This window comes from Pontibacillus chungwhensis (genome assembly GCF_030166655.1).
GTDB lineage: Bacteria > Bacillota > Bacilli > Bacillales > BH030062 > Pontibacillus.
Genome location: NZ_CP126446.1, coordinates 1,942,740 through 1,958,818, shown reverse-complemented (window position 1 = coordinate 1,958,818; position 16,079 = coordinate 1,942,740). Strand labels below are relative to the sequence as shown.

Annotated in this window: 16 protein-coding genes and 1 pseudogene; all 17 read right to left on the bottom strand. The window is 40.7% G+C overall.

Annotated elements, in window-relative coordinates:
- Positions 1-61: 61 nt before the first annotated feature.
- Complete coding sequence (locus tag QNI29_RS10150; RefSeq protein WP_231416378.1) at positions 62-1,771, bottom strand: proline--tRNA ligase; 1,710 nt, start codon at positions 1,769-1,771, stop codon at positions 62-64.
- 27 nt (positions 1,772-1,798) lie between these two features.
- Positions 1,799-3,055 carry an RIP metalloprotease RseP gene (gene rseP, locus QNI29_RS10145; RefSeq protein ID WP_231416377.1) on the bottom strand — a complete coding sequence of 419 codons (1,257 nt, stop codon included), beginning with the start codon at positions 3,053-3,055 and terminating at the stop codon, positions 1,799-1,801.
- A gap of 16 nt (positions 3,056-3,071) precedes the next feature.
- Complete coding sequence (gene dxr, locus QNI29_RS10140; protein ID WP_231417555.1) at positions 3,072-4,217, bottom strand: 1-deoxy-D-xylulose-5-phosphate reductoisomerase; 1,146 nt, start codon at positions 4,215-4,217, stop codon at positions 3,072-3,074.
- A gap of 27 nt (positions 4,218-4,244) precedes the next feature.
- Positions 4,245-5,039, bottom strand: coding sequence for a phosphatidate cytidylyltransferase (locus QNI29_RS10135; protein WP_231416376.1), 795 nt, complete (start codon positions 5,037-5,039; stop codon positions 4,245-4,247).
- Positions 5,040-5,054: 15 nt separating this feature from the next.
- Positions 5,055-5,816: an undecaprenyl pyrophosphate synthase gene (locus tag QNI29_RS10130; protein WP_231416375.1), complete on the bottom strand. Its 762-nt coding sequence runs from the start codon at positions 5,814-5,816 to the stop codon at positions 5,055-5,057.
- A gap of 158 nt (positions 5,817-5,974) precedes the next feature.
- Positions 5,975-6,532 (bottom strand): ribosome recycling factor, encoded by a 558-nt coding sequence (frr, locus tag QNI29_RS10125; RefSeq protein WP_231416374.1) that lies wholly within the window; start codon positions 6,530-6,532, stop codon positions 5,975-5,977.
- A gap of 1 nt (position 6,533) precedes the next feature.
- A complete protein-coding gene (gene pyrH / locus QNI29_RS10120; protein WP_231416373.1) occupies positions 6,534-7,256 on the bottom strand; it encodes a UMP kinase in 723 nt (240 codons plus the stop codon).
- Positions 7,257-7,339: 83 nt separating this feature from the next.
- A pseudogene (gene tsf, locus QNI29_RS10115) lies at positions 7,340-8,233 on the bottom strand (translation elongation factor Ts); the annotation flags it as partial.
- Positions 8,234-8,381: 148 nt separating this feature from the next.
- A complete protein-coding gene (gene rpsB / locus QNI29_RS10110) occupies positions 8,382-9,113 on the bottom strand; it encodes a 30S ribosomal protein S2 (protein ID WP_036778753.1) in 732 nt (243 codons plus the stop codon).
- 152 nt (positions 9,114-9,265) lie between these two features.
- Positions 9,266-9,787, bottom strand: coding sequence for a DUF6115 domain-containing protein (locus tag QNI29_RS10105; RefSeq protein WP_231416371.1), 522 nt, complete (start codon positions 9,785-9,787; stop codon positions 9,266-9,268).
- A gap of 34 nt (positions 9,788-9,821) precedes the next feature.
- Entirely contained in the window at positions 9,822-11,213 is a 1,392-nt protein-coding gene (locus QNI29_RS10100; RefSeq protein ID WP_231416370.1) for a flagellar assembly protein A, read from the bottom strand.
- A gap of 15 nt (positions 11,214-11,228) precedes the next feature.
- Positions 11,229-12,005: a FliA/WhiG family RNA polymerase sigma factor gene (locus QNI29_RS10095; protein WP_231416369.1), complete on the bottom strand. Its 777-nt coding sequence runs from the start codon at positions 12,003-12,005 to the stop codon at positions 11,229-11,231.
- 33 nt (positions 12,006-12,038) lie between these two features.
- Positions 12,039-12,383 (bottom strand): hypothetical protein, encoded by a 345-nt coding sequence (locus QNI29_RS10090; protein WP_284526982.1) that lies wholly within the window; start codon positions 12,381-12,383, stop codon positions 12,039-12,041.
- Complete coding sequence (locus tag QNI29_RS10085; protein WP_231416367.1) at positions 12,380-12,865, bottom strand: chemotaxis protein CheD; 486 nt, start codon at positions 12,863-12,865, stop codon at positions 12,380-12,382. Before QNI29_RS10085 ends, QNI29_RS10090 begins: the two co-directional genes overlap by 4 nt.
- Positions 12,855-13,496 carry a chemotaxis protein CheC gene (locus QNI29_RS10080; RefSeq protein WP_231416366.1) on the bottom strand — a complete coding sequence of 214 codons (642 nt, stop codon included), beginning with the start codon at positions 13,494-13,496 and terminating at the stop codon, positions 12,855-12,857. The genes QNI29_RS10085 and QNI29_RS10080 overlap by 11 nt, the downstream gene beginning before the upstream one ends.
- 6 nt (positions 13,497-13,502) lie before the next feature.
- A complete protein-coding gene (locus QNI29_RS10075; protein WP_231416365.1) occupies positions 13,503-13,970 on the bottom strand; it encodes a chemotaxis protein CheW in 468 nt (155 codons plus the stop codon).
- A 14-nt stretch (positions 13,971-13,984) separates the two neighbouring features.
- A complete protein-coding gene (locus QNI29_RS10070) occupies positions 13,985-16,072 on the bottom strand; it encodes a chemotaxis protein CheA (protein ID WP_231416364.1) in 2,088 nt (695 codons plus the stop codon).
- Positions 16,073-16,079: the final 7 nt, after the last annotated feature.

Sequence of the window (16,079 nt, the reverse complement as noted above, 5' to 3'; positions counted from 1 at the left end):
ATATCCTCCCCTTCATAAGCAAAGAGAGGTACCTTCGCTGACGAAGGTACCTATTTTCCACTTACAATTCTTTTAATAGTGCTTCAATATGTTCAACTAGTTCACTTTCGTGTACCTCGGCTTGTTCGCCTGTTACACGAATTTTACTTTCTACGACACCTTCATCGGCACGTTTACCTACTGTAATCCGAAGTGGTATACCAATAAGGTCGCTATCAGCAAATTTAACACCTGCACGCTCTTTTCGATCATCATATAAAACCTCAATGCCTTTCTCTTTTAGAGTAGCATAAAGACGTTCAGCTAATTCTTTTTGTTCGTCTTTTTTCACATTAAGGGCTAAAAGATGAACGTGATATGGAGCCACTTGCTTTGGCCAAGTAATCCCAGCATCATCATGATACTGCTCAACAATAGAGGCTAGTGTACGAGATACACCAATACCGTAACAACCCATGATAAGTGTTTGGTTCTTCCCGTTCTCATCTAGGAAGTTTGCTCCCATTTTCTCTGCGTAAAACTGGCCTAACTTGAATACGTGTCCCACTTCAATTCCTTTGGCAAATTGAATTGTGCCTTCACCATCTGGAGAAGGATCTCCTTCTTGTATAAAGCGAAGGTCAGCATAATGAGTCACTTCAAAATCATGGCCTGGTGTGACATTTTTAAAGTGGAAACCATCTTCATTAGCTCCACAAGTAGCATTTACAAGACTCTTCACAGCATTGTCAGCCACGATCTCTACTGTTTCTGATGCGCCTACAGGACCTAATGAGCCAAAACCAGCACCAATGGCTGCTTTCACTTCTTCTTCAGAAGCAAGATCAATTAAGCTAGCATCATATAGATTCTTTAACTTCACATCGTTTACTTCATGATCACCGCGGGTTAGAACCATAACTAACTTTTCATCGTCTAGCTTGAACATAATCGCTTTAATTCCTTCTTCAAGAGAATGTCCAAGAGCTTCCGCAGCTTCTGCCATTGTCTTACAATTAGGAGTTGCTATCTTTTCCCGATCTTTTGGTTGCTCAGAAGACGGCTCATATGAAGTTACGACAGGAGCCATTTCTATATTGGCCGCATAATTACTTTGATCCGAATATGCAATTGTATCTTCCCCAACTTCTGATAGCACCATAAATTCATGAGTATCTTTACCACCCATGGCACCAGAATCAGCTATAACAGCACGGAAGTTTAATCCAAGACGTGTGAAGATGTTTTTATAAGCTCTAAAAATACGCTCATAGGCCTGATCAAGACTTTCTTGTGTGCTGTGGAAAGAGTAAGCATCCTTCATTAGGAATTCTCTTCCTCGAAGTAACCCAAAACGAGGGCGTTTTTCATCACGGAACTTTGATTGAATTTGATAAACCGTTAATGGTAATTGTTTATAACTTTTCACTTCATCGCGAATGATGGCTGTTACTTCTTCTTCATGAGTAGCACCAAGGGCAAATTCACGATTGTGGCGATCATGCATACGCATTAACTCAGGGCCGAATGTATTCCAACGCCCTGTTTCTTTCCAGTGTTCAGCTGGTTGAAGGGCTGTCATATTCATTTCCATTGCGCCCGCATTTTCCATTTCTTCTCGAACTACTGCCTCTACTTTTCGTAGCACTTTTGTACCTGCTGGTAAAAAGGAATATATACCAGAAGCTACTTTTCGGATGAAACCGGCACGAACTAATAATTGATGACTTTTAATCTCTGCATCAGCAGGATTTTCACGTAGGGTAGGTAAGAGCATTTCACTCTGTTTCATCCTAATTCACCTCGTCTCTCTATTTACTTATAAAAATAATCGTTGAATATCATTCCATGTTACAACAATCATGAGTAACATGAGAAGTGCAAAACCAATGAAATGGACAATGGCTTCTTTCTGCGGTTCAATTGGCTTCCCTCTTACTGCTTCTACACCAACGAATAGAAGGCGTCCTCCATCGAGGGCTGGAAGAGGAACCAAATTAATAATCCCAAGGTTAATACTTAACATAGCGATCCATGGCAAGTAATTAGCCCAGCTCATACTCACAACTTCATCTGTTGCATTGTAAATTCCCACGGGTCCAGATAACTGATCAATCGATAATTGACCTGTAACCAGTTGCCCTAGATTCGTCAAAATCATTGTAGTGATTTCATATGTTTTTGTAAAACCATAGGTTGCGAGAGTGGTCATGGATTTTTCTTTGGGTTGGAATACACCAATTTTTCCGACTTCTTCACCATTTCGTTCCATTACGCCTGTCTTAACAGGAACCATTAAGTTCTCTCCGTCGCGTACAATGGATAGTTCTACCGTTTCATTAGGTTTTTCTTGAATAATTTCAACAAACTCAACCCATGTTCCAACGTTCTCACCACCAACTGCAGCTACTTTATCCCCCTGCTGTAACCCAGCTTCTTGAGCAGGACCATCTTCTGTTAACTTACCTAGTGTAGAGTCATTAGAAGGGACCCCTTGAATCATAGCGAGCAGATAGAAGATGACAATCGCAAGTAAGAAGTTCATCATAGGCCCAGCAAACAACTGCATGGCCCGCTGTGGAACCGTCTTCGATGCAAATTGGCGATCATAAGGAGCGATTTGAGTTTCTTTCTCATCCATGACAAACAGAGCATCTGGTTCAACATCAAAAATGAGTTTTTCATCTTCATCAATCTCATAACCCTGAATCATAAGCTTATGATCTAAATCAGCTTGTTCAACCTCAATCACTCTTGCATTAGGATATTTCGATTTGTTATTCACAATAATCCGGTTTACCTTACCAGCTTGGCTGAATTCAAGCCCAATATGGTGTCCTGGTTTTAATTCCACAATTTCAGGGTCTTCCCCTGCAACGCGAACATACCCACCAATAGGTAATAATCGGATTGTATAGAGCGTTTCGTTCTTCATGAATGAAAAGATCTTTGGTCCAAATCCTATTGCAAACTCACGAGCTAACATACCTGCACGCTTAGCAAATATCAAGTGACCTAGTTCATGTACAAAAACAAGCAATCCAAACATGAATATAAATGCTAATATAGTCGGCAAAAATAGCACCTACCTTTTATTTTACGTAAGATTTAACTCTTGCTCGTGTTTCCTGATCAACCTCTACAATTGTTTCAAGAGAAGGCCTTTCAATTAACTCATGTTCGCTGAGTGCACGTTCGATCAGCGATTCAATCCTAAGGAAATCAATATCCCCTTCTAAAAAGAGCGCTACCGCCTGCTCATTAGCCGCATTAAGTACAGTAGGCATTGTTCCTCCGGCTCTTCCAGCTTCATAGGCCATACGTAGACATGGAAAACGTTCAAAGTCCATTTCTTCAAAATGGAGTTTGCCTATTTCTACTAAGTTTAACGTTTTCGTATCTTTCATTTCAAGTCGATTTGGATAAGTCAGCGCGTACTGAATGGGCACACGCATATCCGGGGTACCTAATTGAGCCATTACGCTTTTATCATTAAATTCAACCATGGAGTGAATGACGCTTTCACGATGCTGAATAACATCAATATCGTCATAAGGGATATCAAATAGCCAGTGCGCTTCAATAACTTCAAGCCCTTTATTCATCATTGTTGCTGAATCAATTGTAATTTTTGCGCCCATGCTCCAATTCGGATGATTAAGAGCGTCCTCAACGGTAACACCCTCAAGCTCAGACCTCGCCTTATCTCTGAAGCTCCCTCCTGAAGCCGTGAGGGTAAGCTTATGAATGTCCGAATGGTTCTCTCCATTTAAACATTGATAAATCGCTGAATGTTCGCTGTCTACAGGAAGGATATCGACACCGTTTCTTTTGGCTGCTTCCATTACTAAGTGTCCAGCTGTTACGAGCGTTTCTTTATTCGCAAGCGCTACTTGCTTACGGGACTCAATCGCTCCAAGGGTTGCTTCTAGCCCCACACTTCCCATTACAGCATTCACTAACACATCTACATGGTCATGAGTGGCAATCTCCTTCATGGCAACAGAACCTACTAATACGTCAGCTTGTACGTTTGCTTCGATAAGCTCAGCCTTTGTTTCTTCACTTTGAACGACTATAATCTCCGGATCAAATTCTCTTATTAATGGCAAAGCTTTTTCTACATTCCGGCGAAAAGCCATCGCAAATAGATTAAACTCTTCGGGGTGGTTACGGATGACATCAGTCGTTTGAATACCGATTGAACCAGTAGCCCCTAGTAAAGCAATATGTTTCATCATACACGCTCCTATGCTAATTTAATCCTATGATATAAATTGGATAAAATGCAGAATGGGCAGCACAAATATCAAGCTATCAAAACGATCTAACACGCCTCCATGTCCAGGTAGTAACTTCCCTGAATCCTTAACGGAATAATGGCGCTTATAAGCTGATTCAACTAGATCTCCAATCTGACCAAACACAGCTATGAGGACCGCTCCGGCAATCACAACAAACATAGACTTGTCGAGTGGAACGAGTAGTTGGAACACCACAGCGACCACACAGGCCAACAAAATGCCTCCCAAAGAGCCTTCAATTGTTTTCTTAGGACTAATTTGTGGCCATAACTTTCGTTTGCCCAAAAATTTCCCGAAAAAGAAAGCACCTGTATCGGTTGCCCAGATTAGCAACAATGTAAAAAATACATAGTGAACGCCAAAATCCTCTACATTTCTTGTCGCAATTAAATAGTAAAAGCCCATTCCAACATACACAGCAGAAAGCAGTAAAAACCCTGTTTCATCAAATGTGAATTTGTTCTTCACAAGTACTGTGTACCCAAGCAAGATAAACACAGCTAGTAGAGTGAATTCTGCTTTTGTCATATCTACGACCCCTGAGAATGTCTCTTCAGGAGCTAATAGTACCCATAGATGGACAAACGAAATGACTCCTGGAAAGGAGATAGGCGAAATTCGTCTCATTCTCATTAATTCTGCAAGACCAATTGTTGCGAACCCATAAATAAGGATCACAAACGGAAGTTGACCAAAGAAAAATATAGGAATGATTAACAAGCCAAATATAATCGCCGTAACGATTCGTTGTTTCATAACAATTTCAACACCTTATACCCCTCCATAACGTCGCTTTCGTTTCTGATAATCATGGAGAGCTTTTTCGAATTGACCTTCATCAAAGTCAGGCCATAACACTTCTGTAAACCAAAATTCAGCATAGGCAAGCTGCCATAACAAGTAATTGCTTAAGCGTTGTTCTCCACTCGTGCGAATGAGCAGGTCAGGATCTGGTAATGTATGTGTGTAAAGGTGAGATTCAATCATCTCCTCTGAGATGATTGAAGGATCTTCATTTTCATCTATTACATCTTTTGCTACCTGACGCACCGCTTGTACAATTTCGTCACGGCCCCCATAGTTAAGCGCAAAGTTCAAAATGAGGCCAGTATTACGTTTGGTCTGATCTTTTGCATTTTCAACAGCTTTTTTGGTATGTGGGGGAAGCTTTTCAATATGCCCTATGGTCTGAACTCTGACATTATTCTCAATCAATTCTGGTAAATATGTATTGAGAAACTCATCAGGTAATTTCATAATAAATTCTACTTCGTTTTTAGGCCGTTTCCAATTTTCTGTAGAAAACGCATAAAGAGTGAGGACGCCTACATTTAAATCCGTTGCCCGTCGAACGATTTTTTTTACTACGTTCATTCCTTCTTTATGGCCAGCAACCCGTGGTAGTCCACGCTTCTTTGCCCATCTTCCGTTTCCGTCCATAATAATGGCAACGTGCCTTGGAATATTAGTACGATCTAGTTGTATTGATTCTGACGATGCCTTTTTCTTGAAAAAAGGAAGTTTTAGTACCATACGAGATCCTCCATTACGGGGCGTTAATAGTATGTGTATAGAAAAATGTGGCTTTCGCTTTGAAGCGAAAGCCAATCATTTGCCTACCTTGACTAGCTAAAAAATGAAAAACCCCCTTCTAATAAGAGGGTTCATCATTCATTGTACAAGGAAACACATTAAACTTCCATGATTTCTTCTTCTTTAGTCTTCGCAACTTTATCAATCTCACCGATGTTTTTATCCGTTTCTTTTTGAACATCATCTTGATAGCTGCGCAGTTCATCTTCTGTAATGTCACCGTCTTTTTCAAGCTTTTTCAGTTGATCATTTGAATCACGACGCACATTACGGACTTGGACTTTTGCTTCTTCTGTATATTTCTTCACGACTTTAACAAGGTCCTTACGACGTTGTTCGTTAAGAGCCGGAATATTAATACGCACGATGTTACCATCACTAGATGGCGAAAGACCTAGATCAGCTTTTTGAATAGCTTTTTCAATCTCACTGATTGAAGACTTATCAAATGGAGTGATAACGAGCATACGTGCTTCTGGAGCAGAGATCGTTGCTAATTGATTCAATGGTACAACAGCACCATAGTAATCGACTTTTACACCATCAAGGATGGATGGGTTCGCACGACCTGCACGAACTGTAGCTAATTGACGTGTAAAGGCGCGTACGGCTTCTTCCATTTGTTCTTTTGTTTGTTGTAATACTGTTTTAGGCATGTTATTTCCCCCTCACAATAGTTCCTATTTGATCGCCAAGAACGGCTTTTTTAATATTTCCTTCTTCCGTAATCGAGAATACTAGAAGTGGAATGTCATTGTCCATGCATAAGGAAGAGGCTGTAGAATCCATAACCCCTAATCCCTCATTTAGAACATCAAGATAAGATAGCTCTTCGTATTTTTTCGCATCTTTATTTTGCTTCGGATCATCATTATAAACGCCGTCTACGTTGTTTTTAGCCATTAAGATGACATCTGCTTCAATCTCAGCAGCACGCAATGCCGCGGTAGTATCGGTAGAGAAATACGGATTTCCTGTACCAGCAGCAAAAATGACCACTCGTTTTTTCTCAAGATGACGAATTGCCTTACGGCGAATATATGGTTCAGCTACTTGTCGCATTTCAATAGACGTTTGAACGCGTGTAGGAATTCCAATATTCTCAAGACTGTCTTGCATGGCTAAAGAATTCATAACAGTAGCCAGCATCCCCATATAGTCAGCTGTCGCACGATCCATGCCAACTTCGCTGCCTACTTTCCCACGCCAAATGTTTCCGCCACCAACAACAACTGCGACTTCAACACCTAACTCAGAAATTTCCTTAACCTGGCGAGCCACGGATTGAATAACAGCAGGATCGATTCCGTATCCTTCTTCACCGCTTAACGCTTCACCACTCAACTTTAATACAACACGACGATAGTGAGCTGTTGTCATAATAACCTCCATATCACATTTATGTAAGCTTTTGAAAATAGGGAACACCACGTGTCCCCTATTCCACTTAAGCTATCATATTTTTATTTATTTACTTGGTTCATTACTTCTTCAGCGAAGTTTTCTTCTTTCTTCTCCATGCCTTCGCCTACTTCGTAACGTACAAAGCCTTTAATGGAAGCACCTTTTTCAGATACATATTGCTTAACTTTTTGGTCTGGGTCTTTAACAAATGCTTGCTCAGTAAGAACAATACCTTCGTAGAATTTGTTTAGACGGCCTTCAACCATTTTTTCTACGATATGCTCAGGCTTACCTTCGTTAAGCGCCTCTTTCTTAAGCACTTCACGCTCGCCGTTTATTTCCTCTTCAGGAACTTCGTCACGAGTTACATAACGAGGGTTAACAGCAGCTGCGTGCATAGCAATATCTTTCGCTACAGCTTCATCAGTTGTACCTTCAAGAACAGATAGTACACCAATACGACCACCCATGTGAGTGTAAGCACCGAATGCATCGTTATCACCTTTTGTGACGATTTCGAAACGACGAAGAGAAATTTTCTCTCCGATTTTTGCTACCTGAGAAGTGATGTAATCTTGAAGAGAATCACCTTCACCGTGAAGTGGTTGCTCAAGAGCTTCTTCAACAGTTGCTGGTTGTTGCTTCACAAGATGCTGACCTAGCTCAGAAAGCATTGCTTTGAACTGATCGTTCTTTGTAACGAAGTCAGTTTCAGCGTTTAATTCAAAGATTACAGCAGTATTTCCGTCTACTTCGATGGAAGCAGAACCTTCTGCAGCGATACGATCTGCTTTCTTCGCAGCTTTAGAAATACCTTTTTCGCGTAACCATTCAACCGCTTTTTCCATATCACCATCAGTTTCAGTAAGGGCTTTTTTACAATCCATCATACCCGCGCCCGTTTGTTCGCGTAGTTCTTTAACCTGTTTTGCTGTTACAGCCATTATAAAATCCTCCTTAAATGTTCGATATTATGTTTCAAAGAAAAGCAAAAGCAACGCTAATCACTCTGCTTCTCATTAAAGAACGAATACCATTCCTATGTTTTCTTTAAAAAAGGTGATAAAAGGTTAATCCCTCTTATCACCTTTCAAACCTTCCTTATTCAGCAGCTGTTTCTGCTTCTTCAGCTTGAACTTCTTCAGTTTCTTCACCTTGTTTAGCTTCAAGAACAGCGTCTGCCATCTTAGAAGTAAGAAGTTTAACAGCGCGAATTGCGTCATCGTTCGCAGGGATAACATAGTCGATTTCGTCTGGATCACAGTTAGTGTCAACGATACCAACGATCGGAATGTTTAATTTGTGAGCTTCCGCTACAGCGATGCGCTCTTTACGTGGGTCGATAATGAACATTACGTCCGGAAGACTTTCCATATTTTTAATACCGCCAAGGAATTTAACAAGACGTTCTTTTTCTTTAAGAAGTTCTACAACTTCTTTTTTAGGAAGTACGTCGAATGTACCGTCTTCTTCCATACGCTCGATATCTTTAAGACGAGCAATACGTTTACGGATTGTTTGGAAGTTCGTAAGTGTTCCACCTAACCAACGTTGGTTGATGTAGTACTGACCAGCACGAGTTGCTTCTTCCTTAACGGATTCTTGTGCTTGCTTTTTAGTACCAACGAAAAGGACGTTACCGCCGTTAGCCGCTACTTCCTTAACGTAGTTAAATGCTTCATCTACCTTCTTAACTGTTTTCTGAAGGTCGATGATGTAAATGCCGTTACGCTCCGTGAAGATGTATTTTTTCATCTTTGGATTCCAACGACGAGTTTGGTGTCCGAAATGAACACCAGCTTCTAAAAGCTGTTTCATAGAAATTACTGACATGATGTTTCCTCCTAATGGTTATTTGTTATCCTCCGCCTGTCTCATCTTCATTACGGAACTCATTACATGAGCACCACCCGCATGAATCGACAAGCGTGTGTACTAACACCAAAAATAAATATATCATACGACACCATTCCAAGCAAGAATAATTATGACATTCTTAATTGAAATTTCAGCGTAAGTTCAATTTCTGTTGTGCCACGGTCTAAACGCTTTGCAATTTGCTCCACAGTAGCCCCTTGTTTATACATTTGTAGGATACGTGACTCTATCGAAGGTTGATAATCGACTTGTTCCTCTGGCAAGGGTGGTTTATATTCAACTGGCATCTCCGCAGGTAACGAATCCTCCTCAGCTTCTTTGAAAGTGACTGGTTCAGAGGTTGGATGATCCTGTTGCTTTTTCGTTTCTTGAGGGGCATTGTAACGTTCTTCTTGGACCCGAACCCTCTCCCCATTCTCACCATTTTCTTCTAATTTATTCAGTAGACGCTCATTTTCCTCTTTTATTTCAAGCAAGTATGCTGTGAAGGTGTCTTCTATCTCTTTAGCAACTTGAGCCTGTCGCTTTTCGATTTCCTTTGCCTTTGAAACTCTCAAGGAGAGAAGTACAATTGCCACTAGTAGAATACCATGTAATAAAAAACTAATGACCAGTAAATAGGTAGTCATGGTTGTCCCCCCTTAACTAAAAGCCCTTGTTGTTTTATTCCTCCATACTGCGTATCAACACTTCTCCATTATGAAAAACAGATTTTACATTGGTAAAGTTCCTGATTTCTTTTCGCTTGTATTTCCCAAAGGAGACGGTCACATTAGCAAATAGTGTACCGTGGGTAATAAAGTATGCTTCTTCCCCACCCTCATAATCTGGAACAAGCTCTTTTAATTCTTCTTTTACCAGCTGCAATCTATTGTAGGCTTGTTCATAAGAGTTACGTTGACGTAAGAGAGTGATTCTCTCTTTTGCACTTAATCCCGTTTTCTCTTGTTTCTCATGCAATTTGTCTCCGATTAACGAGAGTTTATGTAAGGTGTCCATTAACCCAACTTGCTCTTGTTCAAGCTCTTGTTGCAATTCTATAAGCTTTTTATTAGAACCTACATAAATAGAAGTAGGGGTATTCATTTTATTTCCTACATCTTTGGCTTCAATCGAAGACCCTGAAGATAGAGCACCACCTATGATATTACCTTTTTGACAATATATATGTTTTCTTGCTACGACTTCACTATGTATAATCGAATTTTCAACAAACACGTCCCGCGATGCTTCAATCTTCCCCTGATTTATATATCCACATTTCACATCCGTGCCTGCTTGTACCCATCCCTTCCCATGACCAGCTATGCCTTCAGATATATATACAGATCCTCCGGCTTCAACGCTTGAACCTTCTAAAAGTCCCGTAATGGTCACATCTCCTGTCGCTTTAATGGAATACCCTGTTGGTACATTTCCACGTATCGACACGCTACCTACAAAATCAATATTCCCTGTTCTCATCGTAACATCCCCAGGAACTTCATATAGAGGATAGACATGAACACTTCTGTCTCCTACGGAAATTTGGCCATCGGATGTAGCGTACATCCTTTGTTCTCTCTTGTTCCATTCGACATTTTGACCCGGACGGAGAACAACGGAACGCCCGGGTTTAGGAGGCACCTCTTCACCTGTTATGGTCATCCCAGAACGTCCATCCGTTGGTTGAGTTATAGTAAGCAAGGGATCACCAGCGTGAACCGATGGTATTCTGATTACATCTCGAAAGTTCACATTGCTTTTTCCTTCATAGGAGAAAGAACGAGAAAGTTCCTTTTCATATTGGACCCTCCCGTCCACTCCATCTTCAGAGGGGGTCCCTGCTGCTACCACAAGAGGAAACGCCACCTCTTCAGCACCTGAAACAACAAGCTGGAGATGGTCTTCTCTCAAGCCAGAACGAACTCCATATTCTAATAAAGTTTCTAACAGATCGTCTTTTGAGAAAGAGAGTTCTGTATGATATGCCTTTTTCAATAAAAGAGTGGCCGACATTTTGTCAGGGGTGATTTGCACCCCAAAATAATCTGAAAAACCTTCAATGATCCCCATTTACTCACCCCCATCTTACATGCTTATCGTATCTTTCAGCACATTTCTTAGCTTAAATAATGCACGTGCATGGATTTGCGAGATTCGTGATGTAGTTAAGCTCATAACATGACCGATCTCTGTTAGCGTTAGCTCTTCTTGATAAAACAAGCTCACTACTAGTTGTTCTTTTTCATTTAATTGCTGGATCCCTTGAGCTAAATCCTGATAGTTCTCCTCTTTAACCAGTTGATCATGGGGGGTGGGTGTGTTTTGATCGGGCAAGGAGTATCCTATACCCTCTTTATGCTCATCTTTTGTATCTTTTGGCTTCTCTTCAATAGATAAAAGATTCGCAAACACGGTATCTTTCATTACAGAATCTACTTCCTGTTCGGATACCCCTAACCTATCTGCCACCTCTTTTGAAGTTGCTTCTCTTTGAAGCTGCTGCTCTAATTGATCTGCCGCTTGCTCAATCCTCTTCGATTTATCACGGATGGAACGAGGCAGCCAATCTTCTTTTCGAAGTCCATCCATAATGGCACCTCTAACCCGAAAAGAAGCATACGTATCAAATTTTAAATCACGAGTGACATCAAATTTTTCAAGCGCATCATAAAGTCCGATTAATCCTAAACTCCTGATATCTTCTTTACTGACACTTTGAGGTAGATGAGCAGCAATTCGTTGCACATGATACATGACAAGGTGCATATATCTCTTTACAAGCTCATCGCCAGCCTCTACATCTCGTTCATTGTGCCATTGCTCCCATAGAATTTCTTCTTGAGGAGCCGAATTGTTGGTCATAGATACCCTCCTCATTGTTCTTATAGCTGCTTCTTATTCTTCTTCATTTAATAAAGCCCGCACCATATCTGATGTTTGCTTAATTTGGTCTTCTGATTGTTCACCCTGCTTTCCTTCTTCCCTTTCGCTTGTTTCCTGTAACGTTTCATCGGTAGCATCTTCAAATGCCACCTCTTCTTTTGATCCATTAGAATTGGATACAAGGGCCATTCCCATTACCCTTCTAAAAAGATACATAAATAAATAGAAGACCAAGAAAACAACCCCTACTTTTATAGAAGTAGTTGAGGTTGTATGACCTGAATAGGATAGGCTTAAAGTAAGTATTGCTCCTAGGATAGCAAAGAGGAGATTCCATAATATCGAACCAACCATCAAATTTCTGTCACACCTTTATTTACTGTTCTAATTTGCATTATTCCACTTGAAGGATCAAATTCTATCGTACGTCCATTACTTCCTCCGCAATCTTCTGCTACAACAGGAATGCTGCACGATTTCAACTGTTTTTTCACGGCTTCTAGATTACGGGGACCGATACGCATCATATCATTGTTTGAAAACTGAAACATTTGAGCCCCTCCTGCAAGCTTAGCTTTAAATGAACGGCCTCCTTCTTCTTTCAACAGTTCCATTAAGAGCGGAATAGCTGTATCCGCATATTTCGCCTCTTTCATACGTTCTCCCTTAGCCATCGTCGAATCGGGGAGCATAATGTGGGCCATACCTGCTAATTTCGCTCGTAAATCATAGATAACTACCCCTATACATGAACCTAACCCAGAAGTTCGAATCACATTTGGTTCGCGAACTACATTGAAGTCAGCGATCCCCACCTTCACAACCTGTTCACGACTCATTAGAAGATACTCCAAGAGATGCGAAAATCGTTTCAAATGAAGCCGGATCAGGGAGCAAGAAAAAGTGACCTTTCACTTCTTCCTCTTGATATTCTTCATCTACAAACGTAGTGTCAATAACAATGGCATAATCACTAACCTGTGACAGCTCTAGTAACCCGAAGCTAAGTACTGCGCCAACCATGTCAATTGCTATAGATGGCACAGATGGGTAAAGGGATAACTGGGTAAAATCTGACATAGAAGATAAATAGGATCCTGATAAAATATTCCCTAATTCTTGTACGGATGATAGAGACAATTCCGAATATGGTGGTGCGTTAAAATCAAATTCCTGCTCCCCTGTCATATGCCTCACAAAGCGACTGGCTTGGCCTGGTGACATGATAAAGAACATATTCCCAGGAGCATCTCCTTCGATACGAAGGAAAACGGAAACGATCGTACGTTCCGCTCCTCCTACTATATCCATAACTTCATCAAAACCTACGACTCTTACAGATGGTACTTTCATGTCAATTTTTCGTTGCAGTAGTTTGGATAAGGATGTGGCCGCATTACCCGCCCCTATATTTCCGATTTCTTTTAAAACATCTAAATGATAAGAAGTAAATTGTTCTTCAAATTTCATCTGCTTTTAACCTTCAATAGACTGCAACTGTCTTATTTCTTGTTCAGAAAGCACTTCTTCTAAATTTAAGAGAATCAGAAGTCGGCGGTCCAACTTTGCCACTCCGCTTATGTAATCAGCATCTACTGTTCCAACTACTTCTGGTGGAGGCTCAATGGTTCCACTTGGAATATCAATGACATCATTAGCCGAATCCACCACAAGCCCAACCTCCATATCATCAAGGTGCACGATAATAATTCTGGTACTCTCATCGTAAGAAGTACCTTCAATACCAAAGCGCTCCCGCAAATCTATAATGGGTGTGACCACCCCTCTTAGGTTCATCACACCTTTTACGAAAGAAACAGTCCGTGGCACACGTGTAATCGGCATCATTCTTTCAATCGAACCAACTCGTCCTACAGGGACTCCGTATTCTTCATTTTGTAATTGGAACACAATTACTTTCACGTCTTCTGCATGATTTTCCATTGCCCTTTACCCCCTTATTTAATAAGTGCATTGCTATCGATAATAAGCGCAACTTGACCATCGCCAAGAATAGTGGCTCCCGAAATGGCGAATACGTTCTGGAGATAGTTTCCGAGCGATTTGAGAACAACCTCTTGTTGCCCTATGAACGAATCTACAACAAGCCCAGCCATCTTCTCTCCCTTACGTACGATTACGATTGAATAATAGTCACCCTTCTCAGTTTCTTGAGGCACTTCAAACACATCCTCAAGGGACACAAGAGGAACCACGCGTCCTCTGAAGTCAATTACTTGTTTATTATGAGCATGCATAATATCTTCTTTCTTTACAATTGCCGTTTCAATTATCGATGAGAGAGGAACAGCGTATTTTTCTTGTTGTACCTCAACCAACATAACGGAAATGATTGATAACGTCAGAGGTAATTGAATAGAAAAAACAGAACCCTGATCAGGTGCAGAATCAATGGTTATAGAACCACCAAGTGATTCAATTGTGTTCTTCACAACGTCCAATCCAACACCTCGCCCTGAGACGTCCGAGATTTTATCAGCAGTCGAGAACCCGCTAGACATAATAAAATCAAAGACCTGCTGATCGGTTAAACTAGATGCCTGCTCGGCGGTGACAAGCCCATTATTCATTGCTTTTTGAAGAACCTTATCCCTATTGATTCCTCCGCCATCATCAGAAATCTCTATGAAGACGTGGTTACCACTATGATAAGCCTGGAGTTTAAGGTTCCCTTCCTCTGGTTTTCCTTTTTCCACACGACTTTCTGGTGTCTCAATGCCGTGGTCAAGAGAATTTCTGATTAAGTGAACGAGCGGGTCTCCAATCTCGTCAATAACAGTTCGATCAAGCTCTGTTTCAGCTCCTTCGACAACGAGGTTCACCTTCTTATTTAAATCTCTTGCTAATTGACGCACCATTCGAGGGAATCGGTTAAATACTTGTTCAACAGGAACCATACGCATATTGAGGATAATATTCTGTAGATCCCCAGAAATACGGGACATGCGCTCAACTGTTTCTTGAAGTTCTGAATGGTTTAAATCTGTAGAAATTTGCTCTAAGCGCCCTCGATCAATTACGAGCTCTTCAAATAAGTTCATTAACACATCTAACCGGTCAATGTTTACCCGTATGGTTTTGCTTTGAGCCGCCTTTTGGGGTGTGTTTTCGTTCGTTTTTTGGGCTTCGGAAGTAGTTGACTTTTCCTTCACAGCAACTGCTACAGACGCATTTTCAATACTCTCTTTTGTCTCTTGCTCAGAGGACACATTATTTAATTCTTTTGATTCTGCTGAATTAGCAGTTACATAGTCTTCAGCAGTTACTTGTACGACATGAACAGTGTCAATTTCTGAAACTTTTAATATACGAGCTTTAATATCTTCTTTCTCATGAGTTGAAAGTAGAAGAACTTTAAATTCTAAATCGAAATTCTCTTCCTCTAACTGATCAACTGAAGGAGCTGATTGAGCCACTTCCCCTACTTGTTCTAACACTTCAAACACCATGTATACCCTTGCGCCTTTCAACATGCAATCCTGTGTTAAGGTAACGGTAATTTCATAATTTGAGAACCCTTGTTCAGCAGATTCCATTAATAACGTCCGTTGAAATTCATCCAAGATAAGTTGATTTGGATGATCATGTGAATGGTTTTCTTCCATCTGTGAAACCGCCTCGGATTTTTGGACCGAAGTTGGGGTTTCCCCTTTTTCGATTCGTTCAAGTTTTTCCACAACTTCCTTAACATCCCGCTCTCCTTGACCACCACTTGCGATATCACCTACCATGGCCTCTAAATCATCTACACCATCGAAAATAATATCTAATAAGTCACTGTCTACGTGAATTTTATGATTTCGAATGAGGTCTAAAACATTTTCCATCTTATGGGTTAGATTTGCTAAATCCTGATAATTCATTGTAGCTGACATACCTTTTAATGTATGAGCAGCCCGAAAAATCTCCTGGACAATACTTAAGTCTTCTGGATTCTTCTCTAGCTTCAGCAGAGAATCATTCACAGTTTGTAGATGCTCTTTGCTTTCTTCAATAAAAACCTCTAAATATTGGCTCATTTCCATATAACCT

Coding starts and splice junctions, on each gene's coding strand:
- QNI29_RS10150 (WP_231416378.1), bottom strand. CDS start 1,771: ATGAAACAGAGTGAAATGCTCTTACCTACCCTACGTGAAAATCCTGCT.
- QNI29_RS10095 (WP_231416369.1), bottom strand. CDS start 12,005: ATGACCAACAATTCGGCTCCTCAAGAAGAAATTCTATGGGAGCAATGG.
- QNI29_RS10100 (WP_231416370.1), bottom strand. CDS start 11,213: ATGGGGATCATTGAAGGTTTTTCAGATTATTTTGGGGTGCAAATCACC.
- QNI29_RS10080 (WP_231416366.1), bottom strand. CDS start 13,496: ATGAAATTTGAAGAACAATTTACTTCTTATCATTTAGATGTTTTAAAA.
- QNI29_RS10105 (WP_231416371.1), bottom strand. CDS start 9,787: ATGACTACCTATTTACTGGTCATTAGTTTTTTATTACATGGTATTCTA.
- QNI29_RS10130 (WP_231416375.1), bottom strand. CDS start 5,816: ATGGTACTAAAACTTCCTTTTTTCAAGAAAAAGGCATCGTCAGAATCA.
- QNI29_RS10085 (WP_231416367.1), bottom strand. CDS start 12,865: ATGAGTCGTGAACAGGTTGTGAAGGTGGGGATCGCTGACTTCAATGTA.
- dxr (WP_231417555.1), bottom strand. CDS start 4,217: ATGAAACATATTGCTTTACTAGGGGCTACTGGTTCAATCGGTATTCAA.
- frr (WP_231416374.1), bottom strand. CDS start 6,532: ATGCCTAAAACAGTATTACAACAAACAAAAGAACAAATGGAAGAAGCC.
- QNI29_RS10135 (WP_231416376.1), bottom strand. CDS start 5,039: ATGAAACAACGAATCGTTACGGCGATTATATTTGGCTTGTTAATCATT.
- rpsB (WP_036778753.1), bottom strand. CDS start 9,113: ATGTCAGTAATTTCTATGAAACAGCTTTTAGAAGCTGGTGTTCATTTC.
- QNI29_RS10070 (WP_231416364.1), bottom strand. CDS start 16,072: ATGGAAATGAGCCAATATTTAGAGGTTTTTATTGAAGAAAGCAAAGAG.
- pyrH (WP_231416373.1), bottom strand. CDS start 7,256: ATGACAACAGCTCACTATCGTCGTGTTGTATTAAAGTTGAGTGGTGAA.
- QNI29_RS10075 (WP_231416365.1), bottom strand. CDS start 13,970: ATGGAAAATCATGCAGAAGACGTGAAAGTAATTGTGTTCCAATTACAA.